This is a genomic window from Puniceibacterium sp. IMCC21224 (genome assembly GCF_001038505.1).
Classification (GTDB): Bacteria; Pseudomonadota; Alphaproteobacteria; order Rhodobacterales; family Rhodobacteraceae; genus Puniceibacterium.
The window spans coordinates 149,360-165,166 of the sequence record NZ_LDPY01000001.1 but is presented as its reverse complement, the minus strand read 5'-3'; the positions used below and the strand labels follow the sequence as shown (position 1 = coordinate 165,166).

Annotated in this window: 16 protein-coding genes; 15 read left to right on the top strand and 1 reads right to left on the bottom strand. The window is 57.9% G+C overall.

The annotated features are described in order from the left end of the window. Positions 1–171 precede the first annotated feature (171 nt). The 15 genes from IMCC21224_RS00745 to IMCC21224_RS00675 all read left to right on the top strand — a co-directional run bounded on the left by IMCC21224_RS00745 (position 172) and on the right by IMCC21224_RS00675 (position 14,269). Positions 172–1,395, top strand: coding sequence for an ABC transporter substrate-binding protein (locus tag IMCC21224_RS00745; RefSeq protein WP_197089148.1), 1,224 nt, complete (start codon positions 172–174; stop codon positions 1,393–1,395). 83 nt (positions 1,396–1,478) lie between these two features. After that, the gene (locus tag IMCC21224_RS00740) at positions 1,479–2,228 is read left to right on the top strand and encodes an SDR family NAD(P)-dependent oxidoreductase (protein WP_047993704.1); all 750 of its coding nucleotides are present in this window, start codon (positions 1,479–1,481) and stop codon (positions 2,226–2,228) included. A 2-nt stretch (positions 2,229–2,230) separates the two neighbouring features. After that, the gene (locus tag IMCC21224_RS00735; RefSeq protein ID WP_047993703.1) at positions 2,231–3,142 is read left to right on the top strand and encodes an NAD(P)-dependent oxidoreductase; all 912 of its coding nucleotides are present in this window, start codon (positions 2,231–2,233) and stop codon (positions 3,140–3,142) included. Then, positions 3,142–4,041: a branched-chain amino acid ABC transporter permease gene (locus IMCC21224_RS00730; protein ID WP_047993702.1), complete on the top strand. Its 900-nt coding sequence runs from the start codon at positions 3,142–3,144 to the stop codon at positions 4,039–4,041. Before IMCC21224_RS00735 ends, IMCC21224_RS00730 begins: the two co-directional genes overlap by 1 nt. Further along, on the top strand, positions 4,034–5,026 hold the full coding sequence (locus tag IMCC21224_RS00725; RefSeq protein ID WP_047993701.1) for a branched-chain amino acid ABC transporter permease: 993 nt from the start codon (positions 4,034–4,036) through the stop codon (positions 5,024–5,026). Before IMCC21224_RS00730 ends, IMCC21224_RS00725 begins: the two co-directional genes overlap by 8 nt. Then, positions 5,023–5,799, top strand: coding sequence for an ABC transporter ATP-binding protein (locus tag IMCC21224_RS00720; RefSeq protein ID WP_047993700.1), 777 nt, complete (start codon positions 5,023–5,025; stop codon positions 5,797–5,799). The genes IMCC21224_RS00725 and IMCC21224_RS00720 overlap by 4 nt, the downstream gene beginning before the upstream one ends. Continuing rightward, positions 5,792–6,526 (top strand): ABC transporter ATP-binding protein, encoded by a 735-nt coding sequence (locus tag IMCC21224_RS00715; protein ID WP_047993699.1) that lies wholly within the window; start codon positions 5,792–5,794, stop codon positions 6,524–6,526. The genes IMCC21224_RS00720 and IMCC21224_RS00715 overlap by 8 nt, the downstream gene beginning before the upstream one ends. Before the next feature lie 23 nt (positions 6,527–6,549). Further along, positions 6,550–7,377, top strand: a complete 828-nt coding sequence (locus IMCC21224_RS00710; RefSeq protein WP_047993698.1) for an N-acyl homoserine lactonase family protein — start codon at positions 6,550–6,552, stop codon at positions 7,375–7,377. Between the two features lie 33 nt (positions 7,378–7,410). Next, the gene (locus IMCC21224_RS00705) at positions 7,411–8,079 is read left to right on the top strand and encodes a GntR family transcriptional regulator (protein WP_231581989.1); all 669 of its coding nucleotides are present in this window, start codon (positions 7,411–7,413) and stop codon (positions 8,077–8,079) included. A gap of 75 nt (positions 8,080–8,154) precedes the next feature. Next, entirely contained in the window at positions 8,155–8,733 is a 579-nt protein-coding gene (locus tag IMCC21224_RS00700) for a cysteine hydrolase family protein (protein ID WP_047993696.1), read from the top strand. Positions 8,734–8,961: 228 nt separating this feature from the next. Continuing rightward, positions 8,962–10,182 carry a MaoC family dehydratase N-terminal domain-containing protein gene (locus IMCC21224_RS00695; protein WP_197089145.1) on the top strand — a complete coding sequence of 407 codons (1,221 nt, stop codon included), beginning with the start codon at positions 8,962–8,964 and terminating at the stop codon, positions 10,180–10,182. Positions 10,183–10,218: 36 nt separating this feature from the next. Then, positions 10,219–11,385, top strand: coding sequence for a CoA transferase (locus IMCC21224_RS00690; RefSeq protein ID WP_047993694.1), 1,167 nt, complete (start codon positions 10,219–10,221; stop codon positions 11,383–11,385). Then, positions 11,382–12,575: a CaiB/BaiF CoA-transferase family protein gene (locus tag IMCC21224_RS00685; protein ID WP_047993693.1), complete on the top strand. Its 1,194-nt coding sequence runs from the start codon at positions 11,382–11,384 to the stop codon at positions 12,573–12,575. The genes IMCC21224_RS00690 and IMCC21224_RS00685 overlap by 4 nt, the downstream gene beginning before the upstream one ends. Before the next feature lie 24 nt (positions 12,576–12,599). After that, complete coding sequence (locus tag IMCC21224_RS00680) at positions 12,600–13,472, top strand: acyl-CoA dehydrogenase (RefSeq protein WP_047993692.1); 873 nt, start codon at positions 12,600–12,602, stop codon at positions 13,470–13,472. Further along, complete coding sequence (locus tag IMCC21224_RS00675; protein ID WP_053079047.1) at positions 13,472–14,269, top strand: CoA ester lyase; 798 nt, start codon at positions 13,472–13,474, stop codon at positions 14,267–14,269. The genes IMCC21224_RS00680 and IMCC21224_RS00675 overlap by 1 nt, the downstream gene beginning before the upstream one ends. Before the next feature lie 265 nt (positions 14,270–14,534). On the opposite strand, the gene IMCC21224_RS00670 is transcribed toward IMCC21224_RS00675, so the two are convergent. Beyond that, positions 14,535–15,776, bottom strand: a complete 1,242-nt coding sequence (locus IMCC21224_RS00670; RefSeq protein ID WP_047993690.1) for a saccharopine dehydrogenase family protein — start codon at positions 15,774–15,776, stop codon at positions 14,535–14,537. Positions 15,777–15,807: the final 31 nt, after the last annotated feature.

Here is a 15,807-nt window from a genome sequence, read left to right as displayed (position 1 = left end):
TATCACGATTTCAGGCCTCTCTAAGGGCTTTTAGACCATTTTCTCACGACCATTAGGGGGAACTTGCTGAAAAAATTCCCTTGCCGTCAATCTATAATGCATTTTATATTGACGCATCGCAGTGGCCTTCCTATCCTGACGACAAGAAACATGTGGATGGGAGGAGAACATATGCTTTCGATTTCAAGGAGGGTCGCGGCGTCATGCGTCGTGTCGCTGGCAATGATGGGCCCTGTGTTTGGGGTAGGGCAGGCACAGGCGGCTGATGTCGGCATTGACGAAGAGAACAAGGTTGTCACGATTGGCGCATTTACGCCGGTGACGGGCCCGGTGCCGTTCTATGCAATTTTGACGCACGCGGCAGAAGCGTATTACCGGAACCTGAATGAAAGTGGCGGCATCAACGGGTGGACCGTACACTATGTGACAAAAGATGATGGGTATGATCCGGCGCGGTCGGTGGCGGTGACGCGTCAGATGGTCGAAGATGATGGTATTTTTGCGCTGTCCGCGTCCATTGGCACTGCGACCAACGTTGCTGTCCTGCCCTATGCGCGCGAAGTCAGCCTGCCCGTCATCGGTCCGATCGGTGGCGCAAGCCAGTTCTTTGTTGAGCCCAACGTGTTTCCGCTGTTGCCTGACTATGGTTGGTCCGCCGCATCGAACCTTGATTACGCGATTAACGCGCTTGATTTCACAAAGGTTGCGCTGCTTTGGGAAAACGATGAGCTGGGAAAATCGGCCAAGCGCGGGTTTGATGCCTATCTGGCAGATCTGGGAATCGAGGCGGCTGAATCCGTCCCGTTTGACGTGAAAACCACAAGCTTTAGCCCCCACATTCGCCGGGTCGCCAATTCCGGGGCCGAGGCAGTAATTCTTTTCGGGTCCAATGCCAACCTTGCAGCGGCGTTGAAGGCCGCCGATTTGCAAGGGGTCGACGTAAAGTGGTTTGCGCCGTTCTTTACCGCTGACCCGTCTACACGCAGGCTTGCTGGTGATCTTCTGGATGGTGTCTATTTCTCGTCCTGGCTGCTGCCAGTGTCGAGCGACGCGCCGGAAATCGCGGCCTACCGCGAGTCTATCGCGACGTATTATCCTGACGATCCCGTGGGTGTTTTCGGTCTGAACGGCTGGAGCAATGCGGCGATCTTTCACAACGGTTTTGAGGCGCTGCTTGCGTCTGGTGATGAATTGACCCGTGTTAACCTGATCAAAGCGCTTGAAACTCTAGATGGGGCATCGGTGGGCGGTGCGCGCGGCGTTTCGTTCAAAGAGGGCGATCATCGCGGCACCCGCCAAGAGGGGATAATTCAGGCGACAGCGGATGGTTTTGAACTTGTCAGTGACTTCACGCCTTACCCATCGGTCGTCTTTGATGCTGCGACGCCAAACTAAATCAATCACGATGACATCGGCGTCTTGCCTGCGGTGAAGGCGCCGATGCGCAGCTAAACTCATGAAATCGGGAGGTGGCTGGGATGGCCCAGATACCAGTTAGCGCTCCGGCGCGTATGGATAACAAAATTTCGCTTGTGACGGGCGCGGCAGGTGGAATTGGGCGCGCGACTGCGCTTGCACTTGCACAGGCCGGGTCGACAGTCATCGCGACAGATATTGTCGACGACGCGGCCTTCGCCGACGCAGGCATTATCTATCGTCGTTATGATGTGACGTCGGGCGATGAGACGCGGACGCTGGTTGCAGACATCGTCAAAGAACACGGCCGGATTGATGCTTTGGTCCTGTGTGCAGGGACGATTTCGCACCGCCACCTGGTCGATTCAACAGAGGACGAGTGGCAGAAAATGCTGGACGTCAACCTGATGGGGGTCGTCAATCCGATCCGCGAGATTTTTCCGGTGATGGCCGACCAACAGATGGGCAAGATCGTCGCCCTGGGATCAATCGCCGCAAAAATCGGCGGCGTGGCTTCTGGCCCGTCCTATGTCGCGGCAAAGTCTGCGGTACATGGCCTGATGAAGTGGGTCGCAAAGAACGGTGCGGACAAGGGTATCTATGCCAGCGTCATTGCGCCCGGGCCGGTTGAAACGCCGATGTGGGAAACTGTGACGCAGCGCGCGGCACCTTCGGCGCACGGCAGCGTGCCGCTGGGCCGGTTCGGTCAACCAGAAGACATTGCGCAGGCGATCCTGTTCCTTTGCTCGCCTGCTTCAAATTGGATTACCGGCACCGTTCTCGACGTGAACGGCGGGATGTTGATGGATTGATGATGAATACGCAGGATACCATTGGATTTGTCGGGCTTGGCGTGATGGGTGGGCCCATGTGTCAGAACATGGCCCGAAAACACCACGGCAAGGTTTTGGCGTTTGATCTCTCCGAAGACGCGCTGGTCGCGGTCGAGCAGGACAGCGCCGAGCGCGTCGCATCGCTCGTCGATCTGGCGCAGGCATCGGATATTATCTTTTTGTCCTTGCCGGGTGATCCGCAGGTGGACGCGGTGACAACCGAGCTTTTGAACGCTGACGGCAAGTGCAAAATCGTGGTTGATCTGTCGACGACGTCGGTGGCTGCGGCTCGCGCGGCGGCAGCAAAGCTGGGGGCTGCCGGGATCAGGTTTGCCGACGCGCCAGTGGCACGTACCCGCGAAGCCGCGCAAAAAGGCGCGTTGTCGATCATGGTCGGTGCGGATCAGGATCTGTTCGACCGGATCAAACCGCACCTCGAATATATCGCAACCGACATCACACACGGCGGCAAAGTTGGTACAGGCCAGGTTCTTAAGCTGGTAAACAACATGCTGGTGTTTGCCAATACGGTGGCCATGGCCGAGATGATGGTGCTGGGCGAAGCGGGCGGCGTTGATCCCGAAGTTCTGCTCGACGCGGTGTCAAAAGGGTCGGGCGACAGCTTTGTGCTGCGCAATCACGCACGCAAGGCCATGCTGCCGCGCGCGTTTCCAGACAGGGCATTTTCGCCGGAATATGTCCTCAAGGACATCGGCGGTGTGTTTGCCTTGGCACAAAGCACGGGTGTGGACCTGCCCGCCGCAGAAACCGTTCAAAGCTATTACGAAGCTGCGGTTAAACACGGCTATTCCGGCCGCTACTTTCCCTGTGTTGTTGAGCTTGTCGAAAAGGGTCTTATGCGCGACGGCACACCGAAAAAGGAAGAGTCGTGATGGAATTCCTTTCGAACACTGCCCGCGATCTCTTTCCGCTGGTCTGGTCGGGAATGATCACTGGATGTCTCTATGCTCTGGGCGCTCTTGGCCTTGTGATGATCTTCAAATCCTCGCGGGTGGTGAACTTTTCGCATGGCAACGTTGCAGGGTTCGCGGCATTTCTGATTTACGGCTTTTCCAGCGGTGTCCTGTTGGATCTGAGTTGGGGGATGGCCGTTTTGTTGGCCGTCGTGGCCGTTGTCGCGATTGCCTTTGCGACCTATGCGGTCATTTCGCCCCTGGTGTTCGGATCCGACCTGACAGCGACGATTGCAACGCTTGGCGTGGGCCTTATCGCTCAGGGCGCGACATTGCTTATCTTTGGTGCGGATATCGTCAATCTCGACCTTCCGGTGCCGCGATTCAGCATGTCGGTTCTGGGGTTGTTTGTGACTGGCTATGATTTGACGGTTCTGGCGGTTGCAGTCGTTACCATCGGCGCACTGTTCTTTGTCATCGACTACACAAAGTTGGGGATCGCGTTCCGTGCCATTTCCGAGAACCCGTTCGCAGCCGAAGTCTGCGGGTTGAACCTGCGCTCGGTGCATCTGTTCTCGTGGGTGGTTGCCGCAATTCTTGGCGTGGTCGGCGCGCTGTTGATCGTCCCTACGACCTTTCTAAGCGTCACGACCGTCGCGACCTTTATGCTACAGGCCTTTGCCGCAGCCGTGATCGGCGGGTTCGCAAGCCTCCCTGGAAGTTTGATCGGCGGGATATTGATCGGGGTGCTGATGAACCTTTTCACCTTCTATGTGTCGCCTGAATTCAGCAGTACTTTCCTGCTCGGGGTCGTTTTGCTCGCGCTCAATACTTTCCCCAATGGCATCCTTCAACGCGTAGGGGGCACTCGTGTCTGATCAAAATGTCGCAGTCGAAAGCCCCGACACAAAGGTTCAAAGGTTCTTGGTTCGAGGCGTACCCAGCGAAGTTCTGAACTTTGGGCTGGTGGCGCTGTTGTGCGTCGTGCCCTTGTTTGTCGGCGGATCGTGGATGTTCACGCTAGGGATCTGCTTTGCCAACAGCATTGGTGTCCTGGCTGTCAGTACGCTGGTCCGCTACGGCGGCGAGGTGTCGATCGGGCATGGTTTCTTTGCTGCGCTCGGGGCTTATTCCGTCGCGATTCTGGACACGCGTTATGGGTTGTCGATTTTCGTCAGCCTGCCGCTTGCACTGACGCTTGGTGTGATCTCGGGGATTTTGTTCGCTTGGCCATCGCGCAAGCTGTCGGGCATCTATCTGGCGGTCTCGACCATGGCGTTGGCGCTGGCGGTTCCCGAGATGATCAACAATGCCGATGGGCTGACCGGTGGATACGAGGGGCTGTATGTATCGCAGTCTGCCATTCCAGGGATCGATATGTCGTTCCAGCGCTACTACGCTGCGCTTGTCGTGTTGATCGCGGTTGTCTGTGCGCTGGCCAGATTGCGCCATTCCCGTCAGGGTCTTACGCTTTTGCTGTCCAAGGCGCACCCGGCGGCGGCAGATGCCTTTGGCACGCGAAAGGACTGGGCGCGGATCGTCGTGATGGGCATCAGCGGTGGTATCGCAGCGCTATGCGGCGCGACGCTTGGCTTTGCCGGATCGACGGTGTCGCCCAGCGGGTTTACCCTGTGGGCGTCGATTTTCCTGTTGGTCGGCTCGGTCGTCAGCTTTTACGGGCTTACCTTGATACGCGCGCTTGTTGGCGGCGCCTTTCTGACACTTGTCCCGCAATTTCTGTCGGCCTCTGGGGCATGGATTCCTGTGTTTTATGGCTTGGCTCTTTTGGGAGTGATCCTGCTCGGACACTATTTGCCGCGGATCAAGGACTGGATCGGCGAATACAAGGGGGCCCCGTCATGAACGTCGCTGCCAAATCTTTGAAAGGCGATGCGATTTCCTTGTCTTTTGGTGGGATCAAAGTCCTGCAGGATCTGGATGTTGAGTTTCGCGCAGGAGAGATCACAGGCCTGATCGGTCCGAACGGAGCGGGCAAGACAAGCTTGTTCAACTGTCTGACGGGTGCCTATTCCCCGCAGAAGGGGTCGATTACCTATGCGGGCCATGCTCTGAACGGCCTGTCGCCGGCTGCACGCGCGACCAGGGGCATTGTGCGCAGCTTTCAGCACGTGGCGCTGAGCCCGGACCTGACGGTTCTGGAAAACGTCATGGTTGGTGTTGCACGCAACTATCATGCAGGCTGGGTGCATGCGTTTTTTCCCACGCCGCGCGCTCACAAGGAACGGACAGCGATGCGCGGATCGGCCCAAGCTGCCCTGCAAGAGCTTGGCCTTGCCGGTGTCGCGGACAAGTTCCCGGCCGAATTGCCACCCGGAATGCTAAGGCTGGTTGAAATCGCACGGGCGATTGTCGGCAAGCCGGATGTTTTGCTGCTGGATGAGCCGGCGGCAGGTCTGAACAACTCGGAAACGCGTGACCTGATGCGCAGTCTCAGGAACCTCGCCGCGTCCGACCTGGTCATGGTCGTCGTCGAGCATGACATGGATCTGGTCATGTCGATTTGTGATCGGATCTATGTGCTGAACTTTGGCGAAATTGTTGCCTGCGGCTCACCGCAGCAGGTGCGCAACAACGAAGATGTTGTGCGGATTTACCTGGGGAGCGACGATGACTGATTTACTTGCCGTGTCGAACCTGTCGGTCTTTTATGGTGCCAAGGCGCAGGCCGTAGAGAGTGTTTCGTTTTCTGTGCCCCAGGGGGCGGTCGTGGCTTTGCTTGGGGCCAATGGCGCGGGCAAAACTTCGATCATGAAGGCGATAGCGGGTCTGATTTCCACCAAAGGTACGCTGACCTTTGACGGTGTGGATGTGTCGGCGATGCCGACACGTGAGCGTGTGAAGCGCGGCATCGTCTACGTGCCCGAAGGGCGTGAGATCGTCGGCGAAATGACAGTACGCGAAAACCTTGTACTTGGTGGCTATCACCTGAACGGACGTGATCGGCGTGGCCGGATCGAGATGGTGCTGGACCTGTTTCCCGAGATCGCCAACAAGGCTGACCGATCGGCATGGCGTTTGAGTGGAGGAGAGCAGCAAATGCTGGCGATCGGTCGGGGTTTGATGGCCGGGCCACGGTTGCTGTTGCTGGACGAGCCGTCGCTGGGTCTGGCGCCGATGCTGGTGCGGCGGGTGTTTGACCGTCTGGGCACAATCAGGCGCGAAACCGATCTGGCGATTGTGCTGGTCGAGCAGAACCTGGCTATGACGATGCGGATTTGCGACCACCTGCATTTTCTGCGCGGCGGTCAGCTGGTCGGATATCGCAGCGCGGCAGAGCTCAGGGACGGCGCCGCCCGTCAGGAAGCCATCGACACCTTTCTGGGTGCCGCTGCAGCCGCGTGAGTCCGTGGGCGAGAGGAGGATGTATGACTGTGCAATCGAACAATGGTGCGACGTGGAAAATCTATGGCATACGCCATGCGATCAACACCACGCGCAAGCGCGGCCAGAATTTCATACTTGACGCGGATCCCGACGCGACGCTGGTTCTGGATTTCTATTCATGGGTGTTGGTCGGCGATGACAGGGTCATTGTTGTTGATACCGGCATGGACCCGGACAAGGCGCGCAAGAACAACCATGGCCATGTGTTGAGCCCGGTGGACGGATTGGCGCAGTTGGGTATCGACGCGGCGACGGTGGATACCGTCATTCTGACCCATGCGCATTATGACCATCTTGGGTTCCTGGATGCCTTCCCCGTGGCGACATTTCATATGCAGGCCGAGGAAATGTCCTATGTGACAGGGCCGTGGATGCAAAAACCGTGGTTTCGACACGCTTATGCGGCTGACGAGATCGCAAAGCTGGTTGAGCTGCTGCATGCTGCTCGTTTGAAGTTGCACGGACGGCACCGCAGGTTTGCCGATGGCGTCAGCGTACATTGGGTTGGTGGCCATTGCGCCGGGCAGGAAATCGTGCGCGTGCGTACCGAACGCGGGTGGGTCGTTCTGGCGTCGGATGCCCTGCACTACTACGAAGAATACGAGCGCGGCGTTCCGTTCGCTGTGGTTTTCCAGTCATCCGACATGCTGGCAGCCCATGATATTATTCGGGACCTGGCCGACAGCGACGATCACGTCATACCGGCGCATGATCCGCGTATCGCAGACATTTACCCTGTCGCCGAAGGTGTGGATTCCGCCCATATTTTCCGACTGGATGCCGCGCCGCGAAACGCGGGTGGGGCATGATTTATTGCGTTCTTTTTGCGGTCGAGTGGTATAGTGCCCCTTACAATCGGTCGGAAAGGCACGAATTTGATACATCAGACCAAAGAAGAAAGAGTAGCAGACTTTTTGCGAGAGGGGATCATTTCCGGCAAATTCCCCCGGGGATCAAAGCTCAAGCAAGCTCAGATTGCCGAAATGATCGGCACCAGTATCACACCCGTGCGCGAAGCGATCAAACTGTTGGAGGCCGAGGGCTTTATCCAGGGGTCATCGCATCGGGGCGCGACGGTTGCGCCCTTCGACATCGACGCCACCGCGGAAATAGTCGACCTGCGCGTCACATTGGAATGCAAACTGGCCTTGCAGGCGATGGGACGGCTGACCTCAAAGGAACTGGACACGCTGCGCGACCTTCAGGATCAGCTCGAAACAGCTGCGGACAAGGGCGACCGCGAAAGCGTGCGCACCATCAACTACAGATTTCACGAAGTGCTGTATCAAGCGGCCGCATTGCCGCAAACATTGCAGTTCGTGCGCGCCTTGTGGGCACGGTATCCCTTCGATCTGATCAACAAGCTCGAACATCGCATCGGTCGGGCATCGCAAGAACATCACGAGTTGCTGAGCGCGATTCTGGCCCGCGACGAAAGTGCGCTTTTGTCTGCCTTGCGCGTCCACATTCGCGCGGGTTGGGACGAATTCAAAGAAAGCTACGCCGAGTAACGCACGAGGTCTCTGAACGTTGTGTCTGGTTCGGTGGGCAAACCCTTACCGAAACATAGAGCAATGGAGAGAGACATGACTTCAAAAAGCATTCTGTTGATTATGGATATGATGAACGATCTGGTACATCCCGACGGGATGGGCGCCAAATCGTATGGGGTGCAATGTATCAACCGCGGCGTGTACAAGAACACTGCACATGCCATTGCGCGCGCGCGCAGTGCCGATGTCATGGTGGGGTATGTGCGGGTCGGTTTTTCCGCGCAGTACCCGGAATGCCCGCCCAACTCGCCGATTTTTTCCAAGGCGAAAGATAACAACATCTTTGAGTTGGGCACTTGGGGGACCGAAGTGTTCGCCGATTTCGCACCCCAAGCCGGTGATCCGGACATCATCAAACACCGCGTGAGCCCGTTTTACGGCACCAAACTTGAACCGCTGTTGAGGGCGCAAGGGATCGGCCGCCTGATTTTTGCAGGGGTGTCGACCAACGGTGTCGTTTCCGCAGCTGTGCGCGAAGGGCACGACCGGGACTACGCCTGTGTTGTGCTGGAAGATTGCTGTGCAGGCGCAACCACCGAAGAGCATGACTATGCGCTTGCGGGCCTGAAACGGTATGCAACGATCTCCAACGCAGCAGATTTCGCCCTCTAAAACTAATTATAATGCATTAAATTCTACACCTGGCGTCCATTCGGCGCCGGGGTTTCTCTGTTTATCAGCGGTAAATAGCGATTTTTACAAAAATATGGGCCATTTTCGAAACTCCTGTTGACCATTAAAAATATAATGCATTAAATAAAGGCAAGCGACGCGAAGAGAGACCTGAACGCCTTTCAAGTGCGGATTTGCCGCAGCTACCAATTCAGAGGAGATGCAATCGTGACGACAGCGACGTTGAAAGAAAACAAAAGTAAGGGAATGGGCGGCGCCCCCGCAGAGGGGAAAATCACCGACGAGGCGGTGGCTGCCGCAAAGGACATGATCGGCCTGCAACTTCGCCCCGAGGGCCCTTATCTGCAGGATGCAACCTCTGACACACTGCGCAACTGGTGCAACGGCATTGGCGACCTGAACCCACTATATCGCGACCCCGGCTATGGAGCAGACTCGCGCTTTGGATCGCAGTTGGCGCATCCGATGTTTCCTATGGCATTCGGATGGATCGGCCGGACCCGTTGGGGTTTGCCCGGTGTTCACGGGTTTTATGCGGGTAACGACTGGGAACTGTTCCGCCACATTCGCCCCGGTGATCGCGTCAACGCCGTCGAACGGGTGATCGGCATCGAAGAGAAGGAATCGAAGTTCTCGGGGCGGCTTGTGCTTCAGTATGTCGAAGCCAGCTACTTTAACCAGCACGGTGATTTACTGGCCCGTGCGCTGGGCACCTGCACCCGGCATGAACGCAAGGCGGCGCGCGACGCGGGCAAGTATGCCGACATCAAAACCCACGATTATACCCACGAAGAATACGAAGCGCTGGATGCTTGCATCATGGATGAGCCGATGAAAATTCGTGGCTCAAAAGCGCGCTATTGGGAAGATGTGACCGAGGGTGAAAGCCTGGACACCATTGTGCGCGGCCCGCTGTCGTTGATGGACACCATGGGCTTTCTTGTCGGGTGCGGTCGCGGTCATACCCACGGCGTGGTGTTCCAGGCGGCGATGAAGCACCCCGGCCACTTTTTCCGCAACCCCGAAGCGGGCGGCGGGATTGAGTATACCGGGATTGGCCACCACCGCGAGAGCACGGCAAAAGAGGTCGGCGTTCCGGGCGTCTATGACTATGGTCCGCAGCGGTCTTCTTGGATGGCGACGATGGTCACAAACTGGATGGGCGATGGCGCTTTCCTCAAGCGAGTTCGCACCGAAATGCGCCGTTTCAACACCATGGGCGACAGCACGTGGTGCAAGGGCAAAGTGTCCAGAAAATACATTAAGGACGGGCACGCGCTGGTCGATATTGAGATCTGGGGCGAAAACCAGCGTGGCGAGATCACCACACCGGGCATCGCAACCGTCGCGCTTCAGTCGCGTGATCCCCAGCTTCGGGTCTTCCTCGACGGCGGCAATCTTGAGCTTGACCTGAAGGTCGTGCGCTAGACGCCAGAAAACGCAGCAAAGGAGGAGGCGTTCACCATGTCCCAGGACAAACCGCTCACGGGCATTCAAGTCGTGGAATACACGTCCGGAGTCGCTGGCGCGTGGGCTGGACGCCTTCTCGCGGCCATGGGTGCCGAAGTTACCTTGATAGAGCCTGTGTCGCTGTCTGTGTTGCGGCGCACAGCACCTTTTCTGCCCAGTGGTGAAAGTGCTCTGTTCGCCTATGTCGCGGCCGACAAGAAAAGTGTCATCTGCGATCTGGAAACCGACACCGGACGCTCCTCTCTGGCGACTCTGCTCACGACAGCGGATATCTTTATTGAGGATGCGCCTGTCAAAGGTCGTGCTGCTCTTGGCATAGATGAGGTTGGGATCGCGTCGCGTTATCCCGACCTCATCCACCTGTCGGTTCTTCCGTTTGGATCATTTGGGCAAAAGGCTGACTGGCACGGGACCGAAATCAATCTGATCCATGCGGGCGGAGAAGGCTTTCTGCTTCCCAATGGACTGTCCGCCAGCATGTTTCCCGAACGGCCGCCGCTGAAAGTCGCGGGCCATTTTGCTCAGATGCAGGGCGGTGTCGTCGCGGCGCTTTCAGCGCTTTCGGCGCTTTGGTCGCGCACAGGTCAATACGTCGACACGTCGATACAAGATGCGACCGCAGCAGTCGGTGCCTTTGCCATTCAAAGGTTTGGCGACGGCTCGGTCGAGCATCGTTTGACCCGGTCTTTCCGATATGGCGGGGTGATTGAGTGCAACGATGGCTATGTCGAGTTGCTGACATTGGAAGAGCGCCAGTGGCAGGGGCTGGTCCATCTGATGGGCGATCCCGAATGGGCGCTGGATGCCGCGCTGGATGACGCAGCCGAACGCAGCAATCGCGGCGATATGATTAATGCAAAGATACGCGAATGGGCGCGCCAATACGACGTCGAGGATTTGGTGGCGCGTGCGCAAGAGCTTGGTGTTCCGATGGCGCGCTACAACTCACCGCTCCAGATTCTTGAAGGCGTGCATGAAATCGCGCGTGGTGCGTTTCAGGAGGTCCGGACCAAATCCGATGGCGTTATCAAAGTGCAATCCGCGCCGTTTCGTTTTGGCGATGCGCCCATTCGCATCGGCGCCGCAGCCCCGCAGCCCGGCGCGCACCAACATAAATTGGACAAGACAGCGCCCGTCCGCAGCAAAAGAGTGACCGTATGAAGCCGCTTGAAGGACTCCGGATAGCAGATTTTACCGTACATGCGGCGGGCCCATTCTGTACGCATATGCTTTCTCAGTTGGGCGCGGAATGCATCAAGGTCGAAAGCTCGCAGCGTCTTGATATTTTCCGAAAGCCGCATGCCGTTTACGGTCGTGCAGGCCCTGCGACCTTTGATCAGGTCGCATCGAACAAACTGTCAGTGCGTCTTAATCTGAAACATGCTGATGGCGTGGCGCTGGCCAAACGGCTTGTTGCGCAATCTGACGTGGCTGCCGAAAGTTTTCGCGCTGGCGTGATGACCAGGCTGGGACTTGGTTATGAGGCGCTGCGTGCGGTCAAGAATGATATTGTCATGGTGTCGGTGTCGTCTTCGGGACAGACGGGCCCTGACAGCCACTTTGCCGGATACGCCCCGCTGTTCGGCGCGTGGGGCGGGCTTGGTTACCTGACGGGTTACGTAGATGGACCGCCCGTGGAAATGCGTCATGTCATGGACCATTCGGTAGGGATGAACGCTGCCCTGGCGACTGTTGCGGCCTTGCACAAACGCCGGATGACAGGGCTGGGAAGCCACGTAGATGTGGCGGCGCGCGAAGTGGCTTCGTCACTGGTCGGTGAGGCGCTGACAGCAAGTTCTGCAGGAGTCGAGCAGGAGCGGATGGGCAACAATGACCCTCAGCATGCGCCGCATGGCATTTACGCCACCAAAACCGAAGAGCGGTGGCTGACGGTTGCGGTTTCTTCGGACGGTGAGTGGCGGGCGCTTGCCGCGCTGATCAGCCAGCCCCGGCTTGGCACAGACCCGCGCTATGCCACCGCCGCTGCGCGGATCGCCCGTCGCGGCGAGGTGGATGATTTCGTGGCCCAATGGTGTGGGTCATGTGATGCCGACGTCGCTGCAGAGGCGCTGCAAGCCCGCGGGATTGCGGCACATGTGTCATGGCGGGCGTCGGACATCGTCGACGATCCGCACATGCAAAGTCGCAGAAGCATCGTCGAAGTGACTGAATCCGATGGAAAGTCACGGATGGCCGTGGGGTTTCCCGCGCGGTTCTCGAAAAGCGATGCGCCCGGCATGGACCGGGGCACGCCCGAGTTGGGCGAGCACGAGGACTATGTCTTTGGCGAACTCCTGGGCATTGGTGCCTGTGAGCGGGCCCGTCTTGTCGACGAACACATCATTTTTTGACATCCGAAGAAAGAGATACAGCCAATGACGATCGCACAAGCCGTCAAGGAACACGATTACAGCGCCGCAATTGGCCGCCAAGACCAGCTAGAAGATCAGATTTCGACTGGCCCGGTTTCGTCACTGGCCGCGACGCTTGACCTTGATGCGCCCGGTGAGGGGCAGCCGTTGCCGGGCGGCTGGCATTGGCTGTTCTTCAACCCGTTCAAGAAGCGCAGTGAACTTGGCGTCGATGGCCACCCAAAACGCGGAGGCTTCCTGCCTGATGTCGCCCTGCCACGCCGCATGTGGGCGGGCGGGCGGTTGCGCCATCTCGCGGTTTTGCCGATCGGGGAGAAGGCTGAAAAGCACAGCGAGATTTTGAAAATAGCCTCTAAATCCGGGCGCGCAGGGCAGCTGGTGTTTGTCACGGTGCTTCACAAGATTCTGCTGGATGGCAAAATCTGCATCGAAGAAGAACAGGATATCGTTTACCGCGAAGCGCCCAGCCCCGGCGCCCCCAAGCCTCTGGCGGCGCCTGCGCCGGAGGGCGCAAAGTGGTCCGAGGAATTCACCCCCGATCCGGTTGCCTTGTTCCGGTATTCGTCTCTGACTTCGAACAGTCACCGCATTCACTATGACAAACCCTACGCCACGGGCGAGGAAGGGTATCCAAACCTGGTTGTGCATGGCCCGTTGATTGCGACCTTGTTGCAGGGGTTTGCAGCCAAGTGCCGACCCAATGAGACCGTGGAAACATTTGATTTCCGTGGCATGGCGCCCTTGTTTGTAGACCGGTCATTTCACCTTGAGGCCAAGCCCGGCAAAGATGGTGCGACACTGGACCTGTGGGCACGCGGCCCTGACGGCGCACTGGCGATGAGTGCCGTAGCAAGTTTCAAGCCCGAGGTGATATGATGAAATCACCCCGAAGTTATCTGTTTGTTCCGGGCCAAAGGCCGGACCGATTTGAAAAGGCTGCGCGCTCTGGTGCGGATGCAATTATTCTTGACCTGGAAGACGCGGTTGGTCCCGACCTGAAAAACGAGGCGCGTGACAATATCGTAAACTGGTTTGCGCATGGCGGTCAGGGCATCGTGCGGATCAATGGCGAAGACAGCCCTTGGTTCGACGACGATCTGGCCGCACTTGGCGCGGCCGGTTGCGCGACCATCATGGTGCCTAAGGCGGATCCCACCAGCCTGTCGAAAGTGTCCGAGAGGTTGCCCGGTACTGCGCTGATCGCGCTGGTGGAATCTGCTTTTGGGCTGGCCACGCTGCGCACATCGGCGACCATTCCCGGCGTGGTACGATTGGCATTCGGTAATCTGGATTTCGGGGCCGATACGCGCATTCCGGGGACTGGAGTGGTGCTGGATCCGGCGCGGTTCGAAATTGTGCTGGCCTCGCGGTTGGGGAACCTGCTTCAGCCTGTCGATGGCGTGACAACCGATCTGAAAGATATCGGCGTCATCAAGAGCGACGTCGAACGCGCGCGGGCGTTCGGGTTTGGGGCCAAACTGTGCATTCACCCTGCGCAGGTCACGGCGGTGAACACAGGTTTCTTGCCCACCCCGGCTGAAATTGATTGGGCCAACCGCATCCTGCAAGCGCTGGAAGACGCGGCCGGTTCGGTGGTTCAGGTCGATGGCAAAATGGTCGACCGCCCGCTGGTTGATCGGGCGCAACAGATACTTCTGGATGCAGGCGCCTAGAACGCGCATCTGAATCGCTCCGCCGTTGACAAAAGGCGCGATATCGTTGGTCGGCTGTAGGCACACTTGCATTGGAATGCACTCGGAATCGAATATCGTCCTCTCGGCCGCGCAAAGCTGCACGAGGTGAAAAGAGGCGATCGCTCAGAGTTCCGACCGTCGCGCCACACCAAGATATTCAGGACCGGTTTCTTGACCAATCACTGGATACCAAAGTCATGTCGGCAGACGCATTGTTTCGGGACAAAATGCGTTTGCCCGAACGTCAGGCGCGAAACCATTCTCGATCCCCGGCGGCGTCCCTGACACGGGTCGGCAGGCCGATATCATCGAGCAGGGTGAACAGCGGTTTGGGGTCCAGTTCTTCGACGTTCACCATTTTTCCTTGGTCGTAGGTGCCATCCGCGATTAGCATGGCCATCGCCACCGGAGGGACGCCGGCAGTATAGGAAATACCCTGGCTGCCGACTTCGGCATAGGCCATCTCGTGGTCAGAGACGTTGTAGACAAAGACCTCGACTTCCTCGCCATTCCTTGTGCCCCGAACCAGATCGCCGATGCAGGTCTTGCCTGTGTACTCGGATGCAAGCGTCGACGGGTCGGGCAGCACTGCCTTGACCAGCTTCAGGGGAACGACCTCCAGGCCTTCGGCTGTGGTGACAGGCTGCTCCGACAAAAGCCCAAGATTTTGCAGCACCGAGAAGACGTTGATGTAGTGATCGCCAAACCCCATCCAGAATCGGATATCGGCCTGCGGGTAATTTGCGGCTAGCGAATGTACTTCGTCATGCCCGGACAGATAGGCCTTTTGTTTGCCGACAACCGGAAGATCCCATTCGCGGCCCACTTCGAACATCGCATTGCTGTGCCAGGCGCCCTGCTGCCAGCTGTAGACCGTGCCGGTGAACTCACGAAAGTTGATCTCGGGATCGAAATTGGTCGAAAAGTACTTTCCGTGGGATCCGGCGTTGATATCGACGATATCTATGGATTTTACCTCGTCCATGAAGGCATCGACCGCAAAGCGCGCAAAGGCGTTGACCATGCCCGGGTCAAATCCGGCCCCAAGGATCGCCGTGACTCCGGCGCGGGCGCAATCCTCGCGGCGCTTCCATTCATAATTGCCGTACCACGGTGGCGTTTCGCAGATTTTGCCCGGATCTTCGTGAATCGCGGTGTCGATATAGGCGGTGCCGGTCCGGATACATGCCTCGAGCACTGTCATGTTCACAAAGGGCGACCCGACATTGATCACGATCTGCGCGCCGGTACTGTTCAGCAGCTTTACAACCGCATCGCTGTCCATTGCGTCAACCGCGTGGGCCTCGAACACCGAGTCCTGTTTCATCGCCTTTTTGTCATGTACGCTCTGGATGATCGCCTTGCATTTGGAAATCGTCCGGCTGGCGATATGAAGATCACCCAGCACATCGGTATGCTGCGCGCATTTATGCGCCACGACCTGAGCGACGCCACCGGCGCCGATGATAAGAACATTACGTTTCATGTGTCGGGGAAACCTCTTTTGTCAGTTCAGT

Excerpts from the sequence above, each read along its gene's own strand:
- IMCC21224_RS00745 (WP_197089148.1), top strand. The coding sequence starts at position 172 with ATGCTTTCGATTTCAAGGAGGGTCGCGGCGTCATGCGTCGTGTCGCTG.
- IMCC21224_RS00720 (WP_047993700.1), top strand. The coding sequence starts at position 5,023 with ATGAACGTCGCTGCCAAATCTTTGAAAGGCGATGCGATTTCCTTGTCT.
- IMCC21224_RS00680 (WP_047993692.1), top strand. The coding sequence starts at position 12,600 with ATGACGATCGCACAAGCCGTCAAGGAACACGATTACAGCGCCGCAATT.
- IMCC21224_RS00735 (WP_047993703.1), top strand. The coding sequence starts at position 2,231 with ATGAATACGCAGGATACCATTGGATTTGTCGGGCTTGGCGTGATGGGT.
- IMCC21224_RS00730 (WP_047993702.1), top strand. The coding sequence starts at position 3,142 with ATGGAATTCCTTTCGAACACTGCCCGCGATCTCTTTCCGCTGGTCTGG.
- IMCC21224_RS00715 (WP_047993699.1), top strand. The coding sequence starts at position 5,792 with ATGACTGATTTACTTGCCGTGTCGAACCTGTCGGTCTTTTATGGTGCC.
- IMCC21224_RS00700 (WP_047993696.1), top strand. The coding sequence starts at position 8,155 with ATGACTTCAAAAAGCATTCTGTTGATTATGGATATGATGAACGATCTG.
- IMCC21224_RS00675 (WP_053079047.1), top strand. The coding sequence starts at position 13,472 with ATGAAATCACCCCGAAGTTATCTGTTTGTTCCGGGCCAAAGGCCGGAC.
- IMCC21224_RS00685 (WP_047993693.1), top strand. The coding sequence starts at position 11,382 with ATGAAGCCGCTTGAAGGACTCCGGATAGCAGATTTTACCGTACATGCG.
- IMCC21224_RS00740 (WP_047993704.1), top strand. The coding sequence starts at position 1,479 with ATGGCCCAGATACCAGTTAGCGCTCCGGCGCGTATGGATAACAAAATT.
- IMCC21224_RS00710 (WP_047993698.1), top strand. The coding sequence starts at position 6,550 with ATGACTGTGCAATCGAACAATGGTGCGACGTGGAAAATCTATGGCATA.
- IMCC21224_RS00670 (WP_047993690.1), bottom strand. The coding sequence starts at position 15,776 with ATGAAACGTAATGTTCTTATCATCGGCGCCGGTGGCGTCGCTCAGGTC.
- IMCC21224_RS00690 (WP_047993694.1), top strand. The coding sequence starts at position 10,219 with ATGTCCCAGGACAAACCGCTCACGGGCATTCAAGTCGTGGAATACACG.